Annotated in this window: 14 protein-coding genes; 4 read left to right on the forward strand and 10 right to left on the reverse strand. The window is 61.3% G+C overall.

From position 1 onward, the window contains the following. Window positions 1-14: 14 nt before the first annotated feature. A complete protein-coding gene (locus FHT78_RS17200) occupies window positions 15-923 on the reverse strand; it encodes an ABC transporter substrate-binding protein (protein ID WP_183746367.1) in 909 nt (302 codons plus the stop codon). A gap of 199 nt (window positions 924-1122) precedes the next feature. Next, entirely contained in the window at window positions 1123-1314 is a 192-nt protein-coding gene (locus tag FHT78_RS17205) for an acetyltransferase (RefSeq protein WP_183746369.1), read from the reverse strand. A gap of 40 nt (window positions 1315-1354) precedes the next feature. On the opposite strand from FHT78_RS17205, the gene FHT78_RS17210 reads away from it, so the two are divergent. Both FHT78_RS17210 and FHT78_RS17215 read left to right on the forward strand, forming a co-directional pair. Further along, window positions 1355-2569, forward strand: a complete 1215-nt coding sequence (locus tag FHT78_RS17210) for a LysR family transcriptional regulator (RefSeq protein ID WP_183746372.1) — start codon at window positions 1355-1357, stop codon at window positions 2567-2569. A 33-nt stretch (window positions 2570-2602) separates the two neighbouring features. Continuing rightward, window positions 2603-3325, forward strand: coding sequence for a copper homeostasis protein CutC (locus FHT78_RS17215; protein ID WP_183746376.1), 723 nt, complete (start codon window positions 2603-2605; stop codon window positions 3323-3325). Here the strand turns inward: FHT78_RS17215 and FHT78_RS17220 are convergent. From FHT78_RS17220 to FHT78_RS17250, 7 genes are all read right to left on the reverse strand, one after another. Next, the gene (locus FHT78_RS17220; protein ID WP_183746379.1) at window positions 3322-4341 is read right to left on the reverse strand and encodes a zinc-binding alcohol dehydrogenase family protein; all 1020 of its coding nucleotides are present in this window, start codon (window positions 4339-4341) and stop codon (window positions 3322-3324) included. The two genes, FHT78_RS17215 and FHT78_RS17220, sit on opposite strands and share 4 nt — an antisense overlap. Before the next feature lie 65 nt (window positions 4342-4406). Then, window positions 4407-5381: an ABC transporter permease gene (locus tag FHT78_RS17225; protein ID WP_183746382.1), complete on the reverse strand. Its 975-nt coding sequence runs from the start codon at window positions 5379-5381 to the stop codon at window positions 4407-4409. Between the two features lie 27 nt (window positions 5382-5408). Continuing rightward, window positions 5409-6962, reverse strand: a complete 1554-nt coding sequence (locus FHT78_RS17230; RefSeq protein WP_183746385.1) for a sugar ABC transporter ATP-binding protein — start codon at window positions 6960-6962, stop codon at window positions 5409-5411. Window positions 6963-7061: 99 nt separating this feature from the next. Beyond that, window positions 7062-8051 carry an ABC transporter substrate-binding protein gene (locus tag FHT78_RS17235; protein WP_183746388.1) on the reverse strand — a complete coding sequence of 330 codons (990 nt, stop codon included), beginning with the start codon at window positions 8049-8051 and terminating at the stop codon, window positions 7062-7064. A gap of 211 nt (window positions 8052-8262) precedes the next feature. Further along, on the reverse strand, window positions 8263-8709 hold the full coding sequence (locus FHT78_RS17240; RefSeq protein WP_183746391.1) for an RbsD/FucU domain-containing protein: 447 nt from the start codon (window positions 8707-8709) through the stop codon (window positions 8263-8265). Window positions 8710-8718: 9 nt separating this feature from the next. Beyond that, the gene (locus FHT78_RS17245) at window positions 8719-9738 is read right to left on the reverse strand and encodes an aldo/keto reductase (protein WP_183746394.1); all 1020 of its coding nucleotides are present in this window, start codon (window positions 9736-9738) and stop codon (window positions 8719-8721) included. 40 nt (window positions 9739-9778) lie between these two features. After that, entirely contained in the window at window positions 9779-11281 is a 1503-nt protein-coding gene (locus FHT78_RS17250; protein ID WP_183746397.1) for an altronate dehydratase family protein, read from the reverse strand. Window positions 11282-11530: 249 nt separating this feature from the next. Between FHT78_RS17250 and FHT78_RS17255 the strand changes: the two genes are divergently transcribed. Next, window positions 11531-12430, forward strand: coding sequence for a GntR family transcriptional regulator (locus tag FHT78_RS17255; RefSeq protein ID WP_183746400.1), 900 nt, complete (start codon window positions 11531-11533; stop codon window positions 12428-12430). Between the two features lie 54 nt (window positions 12431-12484). Here the strand turns inward: FHT78_RS17255 and FHT78_RS17260 are convergent, their stop codons facing one another. After that, window positions 12485-13978, reverse strand: a complete 1494-nt coding sequence (locus FHT78_RS17260; protein WP_183746403.1) for an MDR family MFS transporter — start codon at window positions 13976-13978, stop codon at window positions 12485-12487. Between the two features lie 367 nt (window positions 13979-14345). Here FHT78_RS17260 and FHT78_RS17265 point away from each other — a divergent pair, with 367 nt between their 5' ends. After that, entirely contained in the window at window positions 14346-15188 is an 843-nt protein-coding gene (locus FHT78_RS17265; RefSeq protein WP_183746406.1) for a glycosyl transferase, read from the forward strand. The last annotated feature ends 44 nt before the right edge of the window (window positions 15189-15232 follow it).

Here is a 15232-nt window from a genome sequence, read left to right on the forward strand (position 1 = left end):
GGGGCGTCAAGCGATTACTTCAAGAAGCCTTTTTCCTTCAGGTAGCCTTCGGCAACGGATTTCGCGGGCTCACCATCGACCTGGATCTTGGCGTTGAGCTTGCGCAACTCGTCTGCCGTCAGGCTCTGGAAGATCGGAGCAAGGATTTCCTGGATCTTCGGGTTTGCCTGCAGCACCGCCTCGCGGATGATCGGGGTCGGCGCATAGACCTGCTGCACGTTCTTGTCGTCTTCGAGAACCGTCAGCTCGGCCGCTTCGATAGCACCATCGGTGCCGTAGACCATCGCGGTATTGACGCCGTTGGTCTGGTCGGCCGCGGCCTTGATCGTCGCCGCCGTGTCGCCGCCCGAAAGCACGACTTCCTGATCCGGCTTCAGCGTGAAGCCATAGGTCGTCTGGAAGGCGGGCAGGGCGCCGGCGGAGTTCACGAATTCGGCTGATGCCGCAAGCTTGGCGGCGCCGCCGCCGGAAACCCACTTGCCGAAATCAGACATGGTCTTGAGCTTGTTCGGGCCGGCGACATCGTTGCGTACTGCGAGCGCCCAGGTGTTGTTGGCGGGCGACGGCGTCAGCCAGACGATTTTGTTGGCGTCATAGTCGAGCTTCTTGGCCATCTGGTAGCCCTGGTCGAGGTTCTTCCAGGCGGCGTCATCGGCCTTGTTGAAGAAGAAGCCGGCATTGCCGGTATATTCCGGGTAGATGTCGATTTCACCCGCGGTGATCGCCTTGCGTACGACTGGTGTTGCACCCAGCGCGATGCGGTCCTGCGTCTTGATGCCGTTGGCTTCCAGCGCGAGCGCGATGACGTTGCCGAGCAACGTGCCTTCGGTGTCGATCTTCGACGAAACGACGACGTCTGCGGCGTGGACCGCGCCAGCCGCAAAGGCGGAAAGCGAAACGGCAAGTGCGATTTTCTTCAGCATGATTGTCCCCTTGGTTGAACACCGTTAAATGTCGCGAAAGCCCCAGGCGCGAAGCCTGCGCGCATGAAATCCTGCCGGCAGGTCAGCCACAAGGCCATCATGCCGGAAATACGTGCGTCATGGAAATAGTGTGCATGCCCGAAAAATCGATGCCCGATGATCGAAGCAGCCCTCTCCAGTATTCGCTGTCGCGGCGCGATTATGGCGGCGAATGCAGACCGTTGCGCGGAATTGCATTCCCTTTTCCAAGGCCGGCGCGATTTGTTTTTGTCCCCTTGCGTGTTTCCACGATGTTCCGGTGCTTTTGATCGGTTCTTTCGCCGCCGGATTTCTTATTGAGCGAACGATAGCCCGCACGTTTGCAGGCAGGGATATCTTTTTTCACGAACACGTCATATCCTACGCTTTTTCAGTATCTTCGGGAGAAAATCTTGCATCTCGGCGCCCTCTTTGTCGCAAGCCATGTCCTGTCTTCCGGCTCCATGCGCGAGACGGCGCGCCGCTTCAACGTCTCCGTCTCGACCGTGTCGGCGGCGATCGACAATCTGGAGACGGAGCTTGCCCTGACGCTCGCCGAACGGTCCTCGGGCGAACTGGTCATTCTGCTCGCCGGCGGCAGGGTCCAGGAAGGATTGGCGCCGATTCTTGCTGCGACGGAGCAGCTTGGCAACCTGCTCGGCCATCATGAGCCGGAGGCTTACGGACGATGGGCCGCGCGCATCCCCGTAAAACTCGTCACCATGGAGCGTTATCTGGAGGTCGCCGATCAGGGCAGCATCAATCGTGCGGCTCGCCGTCTGCGTCTTGGTCAGCCTCAGCTTTCATTGCAGATTGCAAATCTTGAGAAATTCTTCGGGAGCAGGCTTTTCGAGCGGCAGGCTCAAGGCTCGGCGCTGACCGAAGAAGGCCGCTTCGCTTATACGGTCTTTTCGACCATCAGCCTCGCCTGGAACGAACTGAAATCCGCTGCGGACGAGCGCTACCAGCGCACCGCCCGCTCGCTGCGCATCGGTGCCATTATCCCTACGGGCTCGGAAAGCTGGGTGGCGCGCTGCCTGGGAAGCCTCGTTGCCGAGTGGAATACCCTGCGCAACAAGAATGCTCTGTCGCTCGTCTCGATGACCGCGGACGATCTGCGCGAGGCGCTGAAATCCGGGCGCATCGATGTCGCGATCCTCGATTCCGTCTTTGGCCTGGACAGCTTCCGCCATCGCGAATTGCTACGCACCGACATGGTGGCGATCGCCTCCCTCGACAGCGAGGAAATGACGGCGGCCGATCTTGTCGCCAGCCATCCGATCTGCACACCAAGTCCGCGCACCGGGATCGGCCATGCCGCCATGACCTTCGGCTATGACCGCACCGTGCATCGCCGCCTCCGCGACCGGGATATCACGGCGGCGGATTCGCTGCCCGTCATCGTCGATCTCGTCGCCAATCACGGTTACGTCTCCTTCCTCGGCCGTGTCAGCGCCATCCCGATCGCCGACCGGGTGCGCATCGTCGAACTCGAAGAGCCGATGCCCATGTCCTATCACGTGGCCTTCAATCATCGGAAAGCCGCGGCTGACGCTTGCGACCTGCTGATCGCGACGGTGGCAAAAATTGCCCCGGCGCCTGTCGCGAAAGATGCCGCCTTCGCATAAATAAGCTGCGATGGAAGAAGAGGGATTCGCACGATGACGGTTTTGCTGGAAGTCTGCGTCGATAGCGCTCAGGGCCTTGCGGCGGCAATCGAAGGCGGCGCTGGCCGCATCGAGCTGTGCTCAGCACTCGAGCTTGGCGGGCTGACGCCGCTACCGAGCCTGATGCGGATCGCGGCGCAGGCGCCGATCCCGGTCTATGCAATGATCCGCCCGCATGCCGGTCCCTTCATATTTGATGCCACGGATGAAAAGGCAATGCTAGCCGATATCGATGCTGTCAGGGCCGCAGGTCTTGCCGGCGTCGTCATTGGCGCCAATCGCCCGGACGGCACGCTCGACATGCCGCTCATTCATCGTTTGAAGGCGCATGCCGCCGGCCTCGGCTCGACACTGCATCGCGCTTTCGATCTCGTGCCCGATCCGGATGTGGCACTGGAGCAGGCGGTCGAACTCGGCTGTGAGCGCATCCTCACTTCAGGCTGTGTGCCGAAAGCGATGGACGGGCTCGAAATGCTGAAGCGCATTTCCGCCAAGGCAGCCGGTCGCATCTCGATCATGCCTGGCAGCGGCGTGCGCCCGACCAATGCCGTCGAAATCCTGCGGGCGACGGGTGCTCACGAAATCCACGGCTCCTGCAGTTCACCCGTGGCCAGCGCCGATCCGCGCGCCGTCTCCTTCGGCTTCGATGTGCCGACCTCGAACCGGACGGATGTCGAGGTCGTCAGGCTGATGCGCGCCGCAATCGATACGCTTTAATCAGCGACCTTGATCACGGCCTTGATGAGGCCGCTCTTCTCATGCGCCCAGCGGGCAAGATCGCGCGGCGCATCGGCAAGCGTCGTGCGGTGGGTGATCAGCTTGTCGACCGGCACGAGGCCCTTGGCGATCGAATCCGCGACATGTTCGAAGTCGACACGCGTTGCATTGCGGCTGCCGATGACCATCATCTCCCGCTTGTGGAACTCCGGGTCGGAGAAGCGGATATCGTCTTTCACCACACTGACGAGGACAAGCGCGCCGCCATGGGCGACAAAGCTGAAGGCCTTCTCTATGGACGGTCCAAAGCCTGTCGCGTCAAAGACGACATCAAAGCCATCGCCGTCCGTCCTGGCCTTCACGGCGTCTGCGGTCCCATCGTTGGCGACGATGCCTGACGTAAAGCCGAAGCGCTCCGAGGCCATCTGCAGCCGTTCCGCACTCGTATCGAGCAGCGTCACATCGTGACCGGCAATACGCGAGAAGATCGCCGCTCCAAGGCCGATCGGGCCTGCCCCGATGACGAGCGAGCGGGAGCCTGCAGGCGCCATGGATCGGCGTACCGCATGCGCCCCGATGGCCAGGAATTCGACGGTCGCGGCAGCTTCCAGGCTGAGACCCTTGGCGGCGTAGAGATTGCCTGCGGGCACCACGATCTCCTCGCAAAAGGCGCCGTCGGTATGAACCCCGAGTACCCTAATATTGGTGCAGCAGTTCGGCTTGCCCTGCCGGCAGGCAACACAATTGCCGCAGGAAAGGTAAGGATTGACGATCACAGGCGTGCCCGTCGCCATCGCCACGCCGTCGCCTGCTTCCAGCACGGTCGCCGAGATCTCGTGACCCATGACGCGCGGATATTCGAGAAACGGGTGCTTGCCTTCGAAGATGTGATAATCCGTGCCGCAGATGCCGACATGGCTGACGGCGAGCCGTACCCAGCCGGGTGCTGGTTTTTCGGGGGAGGGGCGCTCGACGAGATCGAGGACACCGGGTTCGCGGCAGAGGACTGCTTTCATGATGGTTCTCGCATTTCTGGAATGGAGAAAGCCGGCCTTTGGGCCGGCTTCGCTTTGCTGTTGGCTCAGCCCGCCCGGCGCCGGCGAAGCTGGTCGAAGTAGACGATGACGATGATCAGCAGGCCGGTGATGATGCGCTGCCAGAACGAGTTGACGTTCAGGAGATTGGCGCCGTTATTGATGGTCGCCAGAATGAACGCACCAATCAGCGGGCCATGCACGGAGCCGACGGCTCCGAAGAGAGACGTGCCGCCGATGACCGAGGAGGCGATTGCCTGCAGTTCCCAGCCGTCTGCCTGTGTCGCGTTGCCGATTGCGATACGCGAGGCAAGCAGCACGCCGACGAAAGCTGCAAACGAAGCCGAAAGAATATAGGCCAGATAGATCATCTTCTTGACGTTGACGCCGGAAAGGCGCGCGGCCTCCGCATTCGAACCGACGGCGAAGAGATAGCGGCCCCAGCGGCTCAGATGCAGGAAGACGAAGGAGGGGATCGCCACGAGGATGACCATCCAGAACAGGCTTGGAACGCCAAGGAAATCGGCGCGGGCGAAATTGCTGAAGCTCTCGTCGGTGATGCTGATCGTCGAGCCGTTGGTGATCAAGAGGCCGATGCCGCGCAGCGATGTCAGCGTCGCCAGCGTGATGATGAAGGGCGGCAGGCCCATATGCACGATGCCGAAGCCATGGAAGGCGCCGATCGCAATGCCGATGGCGAGCGTCAGCACGATCGCTGCCCAGAGCGGCACGCCCGTCTGCAAGAGCCAGGCGATGATGACGGTGCAGAAGCCGACGATCGCGCCGACCGACAGGTCGATGCCGGCGGTGATGATGACGAAGGTCTGGCCGAGTGCCAGGATCGCCGTCATCGCGCCTTGGCGCAGCAGGTTGGAAATGTTGAGTGGCGTCCAGAAGCTCTCGGTGACGAAGCCGAGCACGATCCAGAGGAAGATCAGCAAGCCGATCAGCGTCAGGCCGAACAGGATGTTCATCTTCCGGCGCGGCGGCGGCGCGACGATTTCGGTGGGGGTGACAGTCATGAATTTTCTCCCTCTTATTCTTTTGGCTCAGACGCCGATCGCTTCGCTGAGCACTTCTTCATGCGTCGCCGCGTGGAAATCATGGCTTGCAACGAGCCTGCCGCTGCGGAAGACGTGCAGCCGGTCGGCCAGTTCGTAGACCTCGGGCAGGTAGGAGGAGATCAGGATGATGCCTGCCCCCTCTTTCAGCAGCTTGGCGAAGAGCCGGTAGATTTCCGCCTTGGTGCCGACGTCGACACCGACGGTCGGTTCGTCGAAAATGAAAAGCCGGGCGCCATGGCTCAGCCACTTGCCGATAACGATCTTCTGCTGATTGCCGCCCGACATGCTGGAGGCCGGAACGCGCCGGCTCGGCGTCTTGATGCTGAGATTGCGGATCTGGCTGTCGGCATTGGCCGATTCGCGCGCATGGTTGATAACGGGTCCGTGGCTGAGACGCCCGAAAACCGGCAGGTTGATGTTGAGGCCGATCGGCAGGTTGAGGCAAAGCCCCTGGTCGCGCCGGCTTTCCGGCGCCAGCGCAATGCCGAGCTCCATCGCGGTGCGCTCGTTCCTGATATCGACGCGCTTGCCCATCCAGTGGATTTCGCCCGCACTTGTCGGCTGGCGCCCATAGAGACCGAGCGCGAATTCGCTGCGCCCGGCGCCGATGAGGCCATAGAGCCCGACGATCTGTCCTGCCTTGACGGAGAGTGTCACGTCCTCGAAGCCCGGACCCGAAAGGCCCCTGACATCGAGGATCGTCTGGCCGATCGGAATGTCTTCCTTATGATAGATCTGCTCGATCGAGCGGTTGATCATCAGCGCGATCAGCTCGGCCTCGTTGGTCTCGCCGATCAGACGTGTGCCGACATGCGTGCCGTCGCGCAGCACTGAGACGCGGTCGGCAAGCTCGAAGACTTCTTCCATGCGGTGGCTGATATAGACGATGGTGACGCCTTCGCTCTGCAGGCGGCGGATCAGCTTGAAGAGCTGCGCGGATTCCTGGCGGGTGAGATAGGCGGTCGGCTCGTCGAAGATCAGGAACTGCGTGCCGCGCATGGCCGCGCGCGCGGTGGCGACGAGCTGCTGCTGACCGATCGTCAGAGAGCTCAGAAGCGCACCGGCCGGCAGGCCGAAGCCGAGATCGTCGAGGACGGACTGCGCCATCTTCTCCATCTGCTTCCTGCGCATCAGCCCGTAACGGTTGACCTCGTCGCCGAGGAAGAGATTGGCAGCCACGGTCAGGTGCCGGCAGAGCACGACTTCCTGGTGGACGGCGTTGATGCCGCGGGCGATCGCCTCGTTCGGCGTCGACAGTCCCACCGGATGACCGCACCACAGCACCTCGCCGGCCGTGCGGGTGATGACGCCGGTGAGCAACTTGATGAGGGTGGATTTGCCGGCGCCGTTTTCGCCGACGATGGCGTGGATTTCACCGGCCAGGAAGGTCAGCGTCGCCGGCTTCAGCGCCTGCACGTGACCATAGTTCTTCTGCAGGCCTTTCAGTTCGAGGATAGGCGATCCGGCGGGAATTCGATTGGCTTCTTTCAGCGTCGCGCTGTCATCGTGGCGATGACTGACCTCTTCCAGTCCGACCATGGACCTCTCCTCCTTTTGTCACGTCTGCTCTCCATCCTAAACATACCATGGATGGAAAAAGCCGCGCCGGTTTTGAAGCCGGCGCGGCGGTCTGTCGTTTTACTTGATCTTCGGGTTCAGGAGCGCGTCGATCTTCGGCTCTTTCATGTTCGCCTTGGTGACGAGGTTCGCGCCGGTGTCGACATTTTCCGGGACCTTCTCGCCCTTGGAGACGGCAAGAGCGGTCTTGATGCCGTCATAACCCATGCGATAGGGATCCTGAACGACGAGGCCGGCAATCGCGCCATCCTTGAGGAAGCCAACCGTCTTGTCGTCGCTGTCGAAGCCGATGACCTTGATCTTGTCGCCGAGCTTGTTTTCGGCGATCGCCTGGCCCACGCCCTGCGCCATGATGAGGTTCGAGGCGAAGACGCCGACGAGCTTCGGGTTTGCCGTGATCAGGTCGGTCATCATGTTGAGGCCGGTCGTTGCCTGGCCGTCGCCATACTTGTCGGCGATTACCTTCAGGCCAGGATGCTTGGTCTTGATCTGGTCCAGGAAGCCTTCGCGGCGCTGTTCCAGCGAGCCGACGCCGGGAAGGTTGGTCAGGATGACGACGTCACCCTCTTCCTTGCCGGTGGCTTCCTTGATCGCGGCGGCAAGACCATCGGCGGCGATGCGGCCGCCCTGGACGTTGTCGGTCGTCAGGAACGACTTGAATGCCTTGGAGTCGGCGCCGGAGTCGATGCCGATGATCGGAACCGACTTGGCGGCTTCATCGATCGGCTTGCCGAGCGCCTTGAACTCGGTCGGCGAGATCACGATGGCGGCCGGCTTGCCGGCAACGGCGTTTTCCAGGATCGAGATCTGGCCATTGATGTCCGATTCAGCCTGGGCGCCGAGTTCCGGCACCTTGACGCCGAGATCCTTACCGGCCTTGCGGGCGCCGGCCAGGACGATCTGCCAGTAGAAGGACGTCGTGTCCTTGACGATGATCGGGATCGTCACTTCGGCGGCAAAGGACGTGGCCGGCATTGCCGTAGCGATGACGGCAGCGCCTGCCAGTGCCGTAAAGGCGCGGCGAGACAGAATGGATTTCACGATATTCATAAGGGTTCTCCTCTCAGGTGCGTTCTCCTCCAATGAAACCGGACCGCTGAACGCAGGCGGACGATTTTTATCGATAAAAAACATTTACAGTGAGAAGCTAGCCGAGGTCCAGGCAAATTGCAAGAGCGCTGATCTCGCCTTCATGATTCATTGAATCGCCTCCCAACCGATTGTTTTTATTTTAAATACACAAAGACCTAAAATAAGGTCTTTAGTTGAATTGCACCTCATGCGGATGCACGACACCCTTCTTCAAAATGAGGTTGCCGTACAGCCGGAATTCGGTGGTCGCCACGATATAGGCCGCCTTCCGCGCCATTTCGTAGAAGGCGAAGCGTTCGACGGATGCGATGGGAAAATCACCCGCGCGCCGGGTGACGATCTCCTGGAATTCGGCGCAGACCTCGGGCACGGCCTTGGGATCGCCGACCACTTCCATCCGCCATGCCGATTGCGGCACGAACGTATCGAGCGGCATATGCGTGAGGATCGCCTCGGCCATGGCTGTGGCGCTGACGCCGTCGGCGCGGATGACATCAGGTCCCATGCTGCTTGCCGGGAAATTGGCGTCGGCAATGACGATATCGTCGCCATGCCCCATGCTCTTCAGTGCATAGAGCAGGTCGGGGCCGAGAAGCGGATGAATACCTTTGAGCATGTTGTTTCCTCAGACGCGGACAGCTTCTTCGCCGAGCGGTGGGGCGACCAGTGTGTAGGGATCGAATTCGGGATAGATATCCGCCGGAATTTGCGGCTCGAAATTTTCCATGTTGCGCGTAAGGCTCGAAGGCTTCGCCGTCCCGATCAGCACCGACGAGACGACGGGGTCGCGCAACGGAAACTGCAGAGCGGGTGCAGCCAGCGGCAGGCCGTGGCGCTTGGCCACCTCTTCCATCGCTCCGACCTTGCCGAGCACCTCGTCGGTCGCGGGCATGTAATCGAAATGCGAACCAGGCACCGGGCCGGTTGCAAGGATGCCGGAATTGAAAACGCCGCCGACGACGAGCGATGTGCCCTTTTGCCGGCAGAGGGGCATGAGCTCGGAAACCGCCGAACGGTCGAGCAGTGTGTAGCGGCCGGCCAGCAGGATCGCGTCTATATCGGCATTGCGCATGACGTCGAGGCAGACAGGCACCTCGTTGACGCCGAGGCCGAAAGCCTTGATCGCGCCTGAAGACTTCAGCTTTTCCAGCGCCTTGATGCCGGTATCGAGGAAGTTCTTCAGGTGCACGGCATTCTTCGCGGCGCCATGCGTATAGGAGCCGATATCGTGGACGAAGAGCATATCGATGCGGTTGAGGCCGAGACGCGCATAGCTGAAATCGACCGACCGCATGATGCCGTCATAAGAATAATCGTAGTCGGCATCGAAGGAGAGAGCATCCACATAGCCGTAACCGGGAACGGCACCCGTCGGCACCGGGCGCAGCAGGCGGCCGACCTTGGTGGACAGCACGTAATCGTTTTCCGGCTTGTCGCGCAGGAAATCGCCGACCCTTCGTTCACCGAGTCCCAGGCCATACCACGGCGCCACATCGTAATAGCGGATGCCGTGGTTCCACGCCGTCTCCAGCGTTTCCATCGCCTGCTCGCGCGGGCAGGCGCGATAAAGGCCGCCGAGCGCTGCTGCACCGAAGCTGATTTCGGTGACCTCCAGCGCCGTCTTGCCAATTCTCCTCGTCTTCATCATTCCTCCTCGTGAAGACCCGAAATTCGATAAATACTATTCAGAGTGTGGCGCCGAGATGCCACGGAACGAACTCGTTGTCGCCATAGCCGAAAATTTCGCTTTTCGTCTTTTTGCCCGAGGCCGTTTCCACGATCAGATCGAAGATCTCCCGGCCCTTGCCGCTGATGGTCGCGTCACCGGTGACGATCGTGCCGCAATCGATGTCCATGTCCTCTTCCATCGAAGCGTAAAGCGCCGAATTGCTGGCGAGCTTCAATGATGGCGCCGGACGACAGCCGAAGCAGCTGCCGCGGCCGGTCGTAAACGCGATCATGTTGGCACCGCCGGCCACCTGACCGGTCGCCGACACCGGATCGTAGCCGGGCGTATCCATGAACACGAGGCCGGGGGCCGTGACGCGCTCGGCATAACCATAGACGGCAGTCAGCGGCGAGCGGCCGCCCTTGGCAACGGCGCCGAGCGACTTTTCCAGAATGGTCGTCAGGCCGCCGCGCTTGTTGCCCGGAGACGGGTTGTTATCGAGCGAGGCGCCATGCAGGGCGACATAGTCTTCCCACCAGGCGATCTTCTCATCGAGCTTCCTGGCGACCTCGTCGCTGACGGCGCGGCTGCGCAGCAGATGCTCCGCGCCGTAGATCTCGGAGGTTTCCGAAAGGATTGCGGTGCCGCCGGCTGCGGCCAGCAGATCGGCCGCGACACCGAGCGCCGGATTGGCGGTAATGCCCGAAAAGCCGTCGGAGCCGCCGCATTGCAGGCCGATGATGATCTCGCCGACGGATATCGGCACACGCTTTTCACGGCCGACATCGGCTGCGATCTCGCGCAGCACGCCCATGGCGCGTTCGACCGCGCGGCGCGAGCCGCCGGCATCCTGAATGTTGAAATGCCGCTTGGAGGCCCCCGCACCGCTCTGGCCGTAGAGCGTCAGCTGGTTGACCTCGCAGCCGAGGCCGATCATCAGCACGCCGCCGAAATTCACGTGGCGGGTATAACCGGCAAGTGTCCTGTGCAGCACGTTCATGCCGTCACCGGTCGAGCTCATGCCGCAACCCTGGTCGTGAACGATCGGCACGAAGCCGTCGATCCCGTCATAATGCGGCAGGATGGTGCGGTTGGCCTCGTCGGCAATCGCCCGGCAGACCGTGGTGGAACAGTTCACGCTGGCGATGATGCCGATATAGTTGCGCGTCGCAGCGCGTCCGTCGGCACGGCGATAGCCCATGAAGGTGCGCGCCTTGTCATCAACACTTGCTTCCTCGGGAGCGGAATTGGCCGTCGCGGCAAGCCGGTCGTTTTCGAAATGGAGATTATGGCTGTGAACGTGATCGCCGGCTTTTACGTCCGCAGTCGTGCGGCCGATCGCCTGGCCGTATTTGACGACCGGTGTTCCGAGCGGAATGTCCGTGATGGCGATCTTGTGGCCGGCGTCGATCTTCTGCCGCGTCTTCACATTGGCGACATCAGATCCTTCAGCGATCGGTGCCGTTGCGACCGCGACATTGTCTCCGGCCGACAGGATGATCCAATTCTGTCTGTCCAATTTCTTCTCCCTGGGGAAGCGTCCGCTACATCGGCGAAATGCGCATTGATTTTGTTTTTTATCTACAATAAACATTTTCAAGTCAACGGGAATATTGATCCTGTGGACGAGGGAGGCAAACAGCCGCATGCGACTGAAAATAAGATAAAAGTCGCTTGAAGAGGCTCCTGGTCCGGCTATGCCCGTTCTCAGCGGCGGGCATCATCGCCGTGTCGCAGGACCGTCGGGTTGGGCGGAAAGCAGGGTCTGATGGCAAGACAGAATACGGTCTTCAAGGAAGCGTATAATCGGTATGCGGCAGCGTTGCGCCTGGACACAGCGCTGCCTTCGGAGCCCGAGATTGCCGCCCAGCTCGGCGTTAGCCGCAGCACCGCGCGCGCCATCCTGACCCGCCTCAGCGAAGAGGGCATCATCCGCTGGAACAAGCGCCAGAAGATCGTGCTGCGCCAGCCTGTTGACCGCGACTTCTTCCCCTCGGAAGAAACGGATTCACTGCACGACATCATCGAGCGCAGCTTCATGCAGCGCATCCTGTCGGATGAGGCAGCCCCCGGCATGCAGATCAACGAGCTGGAGCTTGCCCGCGAGATCGGCACGGGCACGACCAGCGTGCGCGAATTCCTGATCCGTTTCTCCCGCTTCGGGCTGATCGAAAAACGTCCGAACAGCCATTGGACACTGAAGGGTTTTACCCGCGAATTCGCCTTGGAACTCGCCGATGTGCGCGAAATGTTCGAGCTGCATTCGGCAGCCGAATTCGGCAAGCTTCCTGCCGGAAATCAAGCCTGGGCCGATCTTGCTGTTATCAAGGAAGATCACCTCTCGATGCTCTCCGATATCAATAACCGCTTCAAGGAATTCTCGGTACTCGACGAGCGCTTTCACCTCTTGATCCACCGCGCCTCGAAGAACCGCTTCATCGCCGATTTCTACGACGCGATCGCCATCATCTTTCACTATCACTATCAGTGGAACAAGACGGCTGCCCGGGAACGCAACGAGCGCGCGATCCACGAACACCTCGATTATATAGCAGCACTGGAAGCCCGCGATCAGGCAAAGATCGAGGCCGCCTGCCGCATCCACCTTCGCTCGGCCCGCCAGACGCTGCTGCAATCGCTGCCGCAGGGCGCCACGGAAGGTGTCTGAATTATCACCTGAAGGGTGTGCCGCGTGGCCCCCTCATCCGCCCTTCAGCCCACCCTAATGCGACGCCGCCTCGCTGGCCCTGCTGCTCGCGCCCCCGGTCTTCACGCCGCGACCAATCGGAATAAGCCAGGTCGTCGCAAAGGTCAGCACCGCCACGACCACGACACCCCAGAAGCTCCAGTGCAGTGCCGCATCGAAGACCGCGCGAGTCGCCGGATCGGCGGCGAGTGCCGAGAGCCCGGTCGGCTGGTTCAGCGCCTCACGCAGGCTGCTGGCCGCCTCACCCGTCGCATAGTGGTCGATGCCGGCATTGAGGACGGCGCCGAGCACCGTGGCGCCGAGCGTATTGCCGAGGCTGCGGGAAAAGATGTTCGAGGCAGTGGCGCTTCCGCGCATCGACCACTCCACGCTGTCCTGCACCAGCGCAATGCTGGTGAGATTGATGAGACCCATGCCGAAGCCCATGAAGAAGGAGCCGGCGCCGGCCACTGCCGGATGGCTTTCCGGCGTGAGGAACAGCAGGAAGGCCGCGCCGAAGGGGAACATGAAGCTGCCGACGCGCAGCGTGTTGCGGATGCCGAATGCCCTGAAGAACCGGCTGGAAAGCATCACCGACAGTGGCCAACCGACCACCAGCATGGTCAGCGTGAAACCGGCAACGATCGGCGAGCGGCCGAGCACGCCCTGCACATACATCGGCAGGATCGTCGAAAGGCCGATCAGCGCCATGCCGGCAAGCAGCATGCAGGCATTGCTGGTCGCCACCAGCCGGCGGCTCCAGAGCGCAATCGAAATGATCGGCTCCGGCGTGCGCTTCTCCTGCAGCACGAAAAGAATGCCGGTCACGACGAAGACGATGGCAAGCGAGATGAGAATCCAGGCCGGCGCAGTCGTTTCCGTCAGGATCGTCAGGAGCGCGACGATGGAAATCGAAAACAGGATGGCGCCGAGATAATCGATCTTGGCTTGCCTGTGCGCCACGTCCTCCTTCAGGAAGATCAGAAAGGCGGCGATCGACAGGACGCCGATCGGCAGGTTGATCCAGAAGATCCAGGCCCAGGAGATCGTATCGACAATGATGCCGCCGGCGAGCGGTCCGACGACGGCCGAAGTCGCCCAGACGGTCGCCATCACGCCCTGCACCTTGCCGCGCTCCTCCAGCTTGAACAGGTCGCCGATGATCGTCATCGTCACCGGCTGGATCGCCCCGGCGCCAAGGCCCTGCACCAGCCGGAAGATAATGAGCGAGGCCATCGACCAGGCAAGGCCGCAGAAGAGCGAGCCGACGAGGAAAATCAGGATGCCGCCGATCAGCACCGGCTTGCGCCCGAAAATATCCGAAAGCTTGCCGTAGATGACCGTTGTCGTGGACTGCGCCAGCAGGAAGGCGGAGAAGACCCAGCTGTAATAGGTGAAGCCGCCGAGCTGGCCGACGATGCGGGGCATCGCGGTCGCCACGATCGTGGCTTCGATCGCCACCATGAAGGTCGCGAGCATGATCGTGGCGACGACGAGCGTGCGGTTGGATTGCTGGGCGGTGGCTGACATGATGAACCTCTCGGGGCGCCTTCTCCGTGATACGGAAAAGCCGCTGCCGGCTGGTGGGCTAGTGCAACGCGAAGTGTCGGCAGTCTTTTATGCTCCTGCTGATAGCAGGTAAAGCGTAAGTGAGATGCTTTCTCCGATGCCGACGCTTCAAACCGCTTCCGGCCCAGGAGAATTTCAAATACAACACATCTTGCGAAGGATGCTTCGGCGGGTACCCGCCGGAAAAAGAGATCTGGCACGCCAGGGCTCTTGGATGTCAGGATTGCATTTCCGCCAGGTTATCCCAACTGAAAACCTGATGCAGGCCTGTGAACCGCTCCATCGCGGATGCGAAAAGGTTCGGATCCGGGCACGGAAATGGCGAGTGATGATGGCGCATGTTTTGGCTGCGAGCGGCGGCGTTAAACAGGTAATTTGCATCAATTGGGGTACAAGATACGGGCCGACTTTCATCAACCGGCTCTACGCGATGGTGGCGCGCAACATCACGCCGCCCTTCACCTTCACATGCTTCACCGACTGCCGGGACAATCTCCATCCCAGTATCCTGTGCGAGGATCTGCCGCCTCTCGATGTCGAGATGCCCGTCAATACCAGGGGCATCTGGCCGAAGGCGAGGCTTTGGGGCCCGAAGCTCGGCAGCCTGAGCGGGCCGGTCCTCTATCTGGACCTCGACCTCGTCATCGTCGCCTCCCTCGATGCGTTTTTCGAAGTCGGAGGACCCGATGACGTCGTCATGGCCCGCAACCAGACGACGCCTTTCGAAAGGCTCGGGCAGAGCTCGCTCTTTCGCTTTCCGGTCGGCAAGCTCCTGCCGCTGCAGGAAGAGTTCAGGGCCAACCCGCAGAAAGTGGCCGATGAATATGAGTATGAGCAGCGTTTCGTCACCCGCAAGGCGCCCGGCGGCGTGAAATTCTTCCCGCGAAACTGGGTTCTGCATTTCCGGCAGGACTGCCACTGGGCCTTTCCGCTGAACTATTTTCTCGCGCCGCGCCTGCCATCCAGCGCCCGCGTCGTCCTCTTCCCGCGCGGCTTCCACCCGCAGAACGCCATCGAAGGCAAATTCGGCCCGCGGGGCCGGGGCGAAACCAGGCTCGCTCATATCAAGGGCGTCTTCGATGCCAGCAAACGCGACGGCAAGCAGCCCTTCCGCTACCTGCGCCATTATATATTGCCGACGCCCTGGGTGGCCGAGCATTGGCACGAGTGAGAACGGGCGGCGGCGGAACAATTTCCAATTTCGATTGTTGTCGG

This window comes from Rhizobium sp. BK196 (genome assembly GCF_014193255.1).
In the GTDB taxonomy this organism is placed as follows: Bacteria; Pseudomonadota; Alphaproteobacteria; order Rhizobiales; family Rhizobiaceae; genus Rhizobium.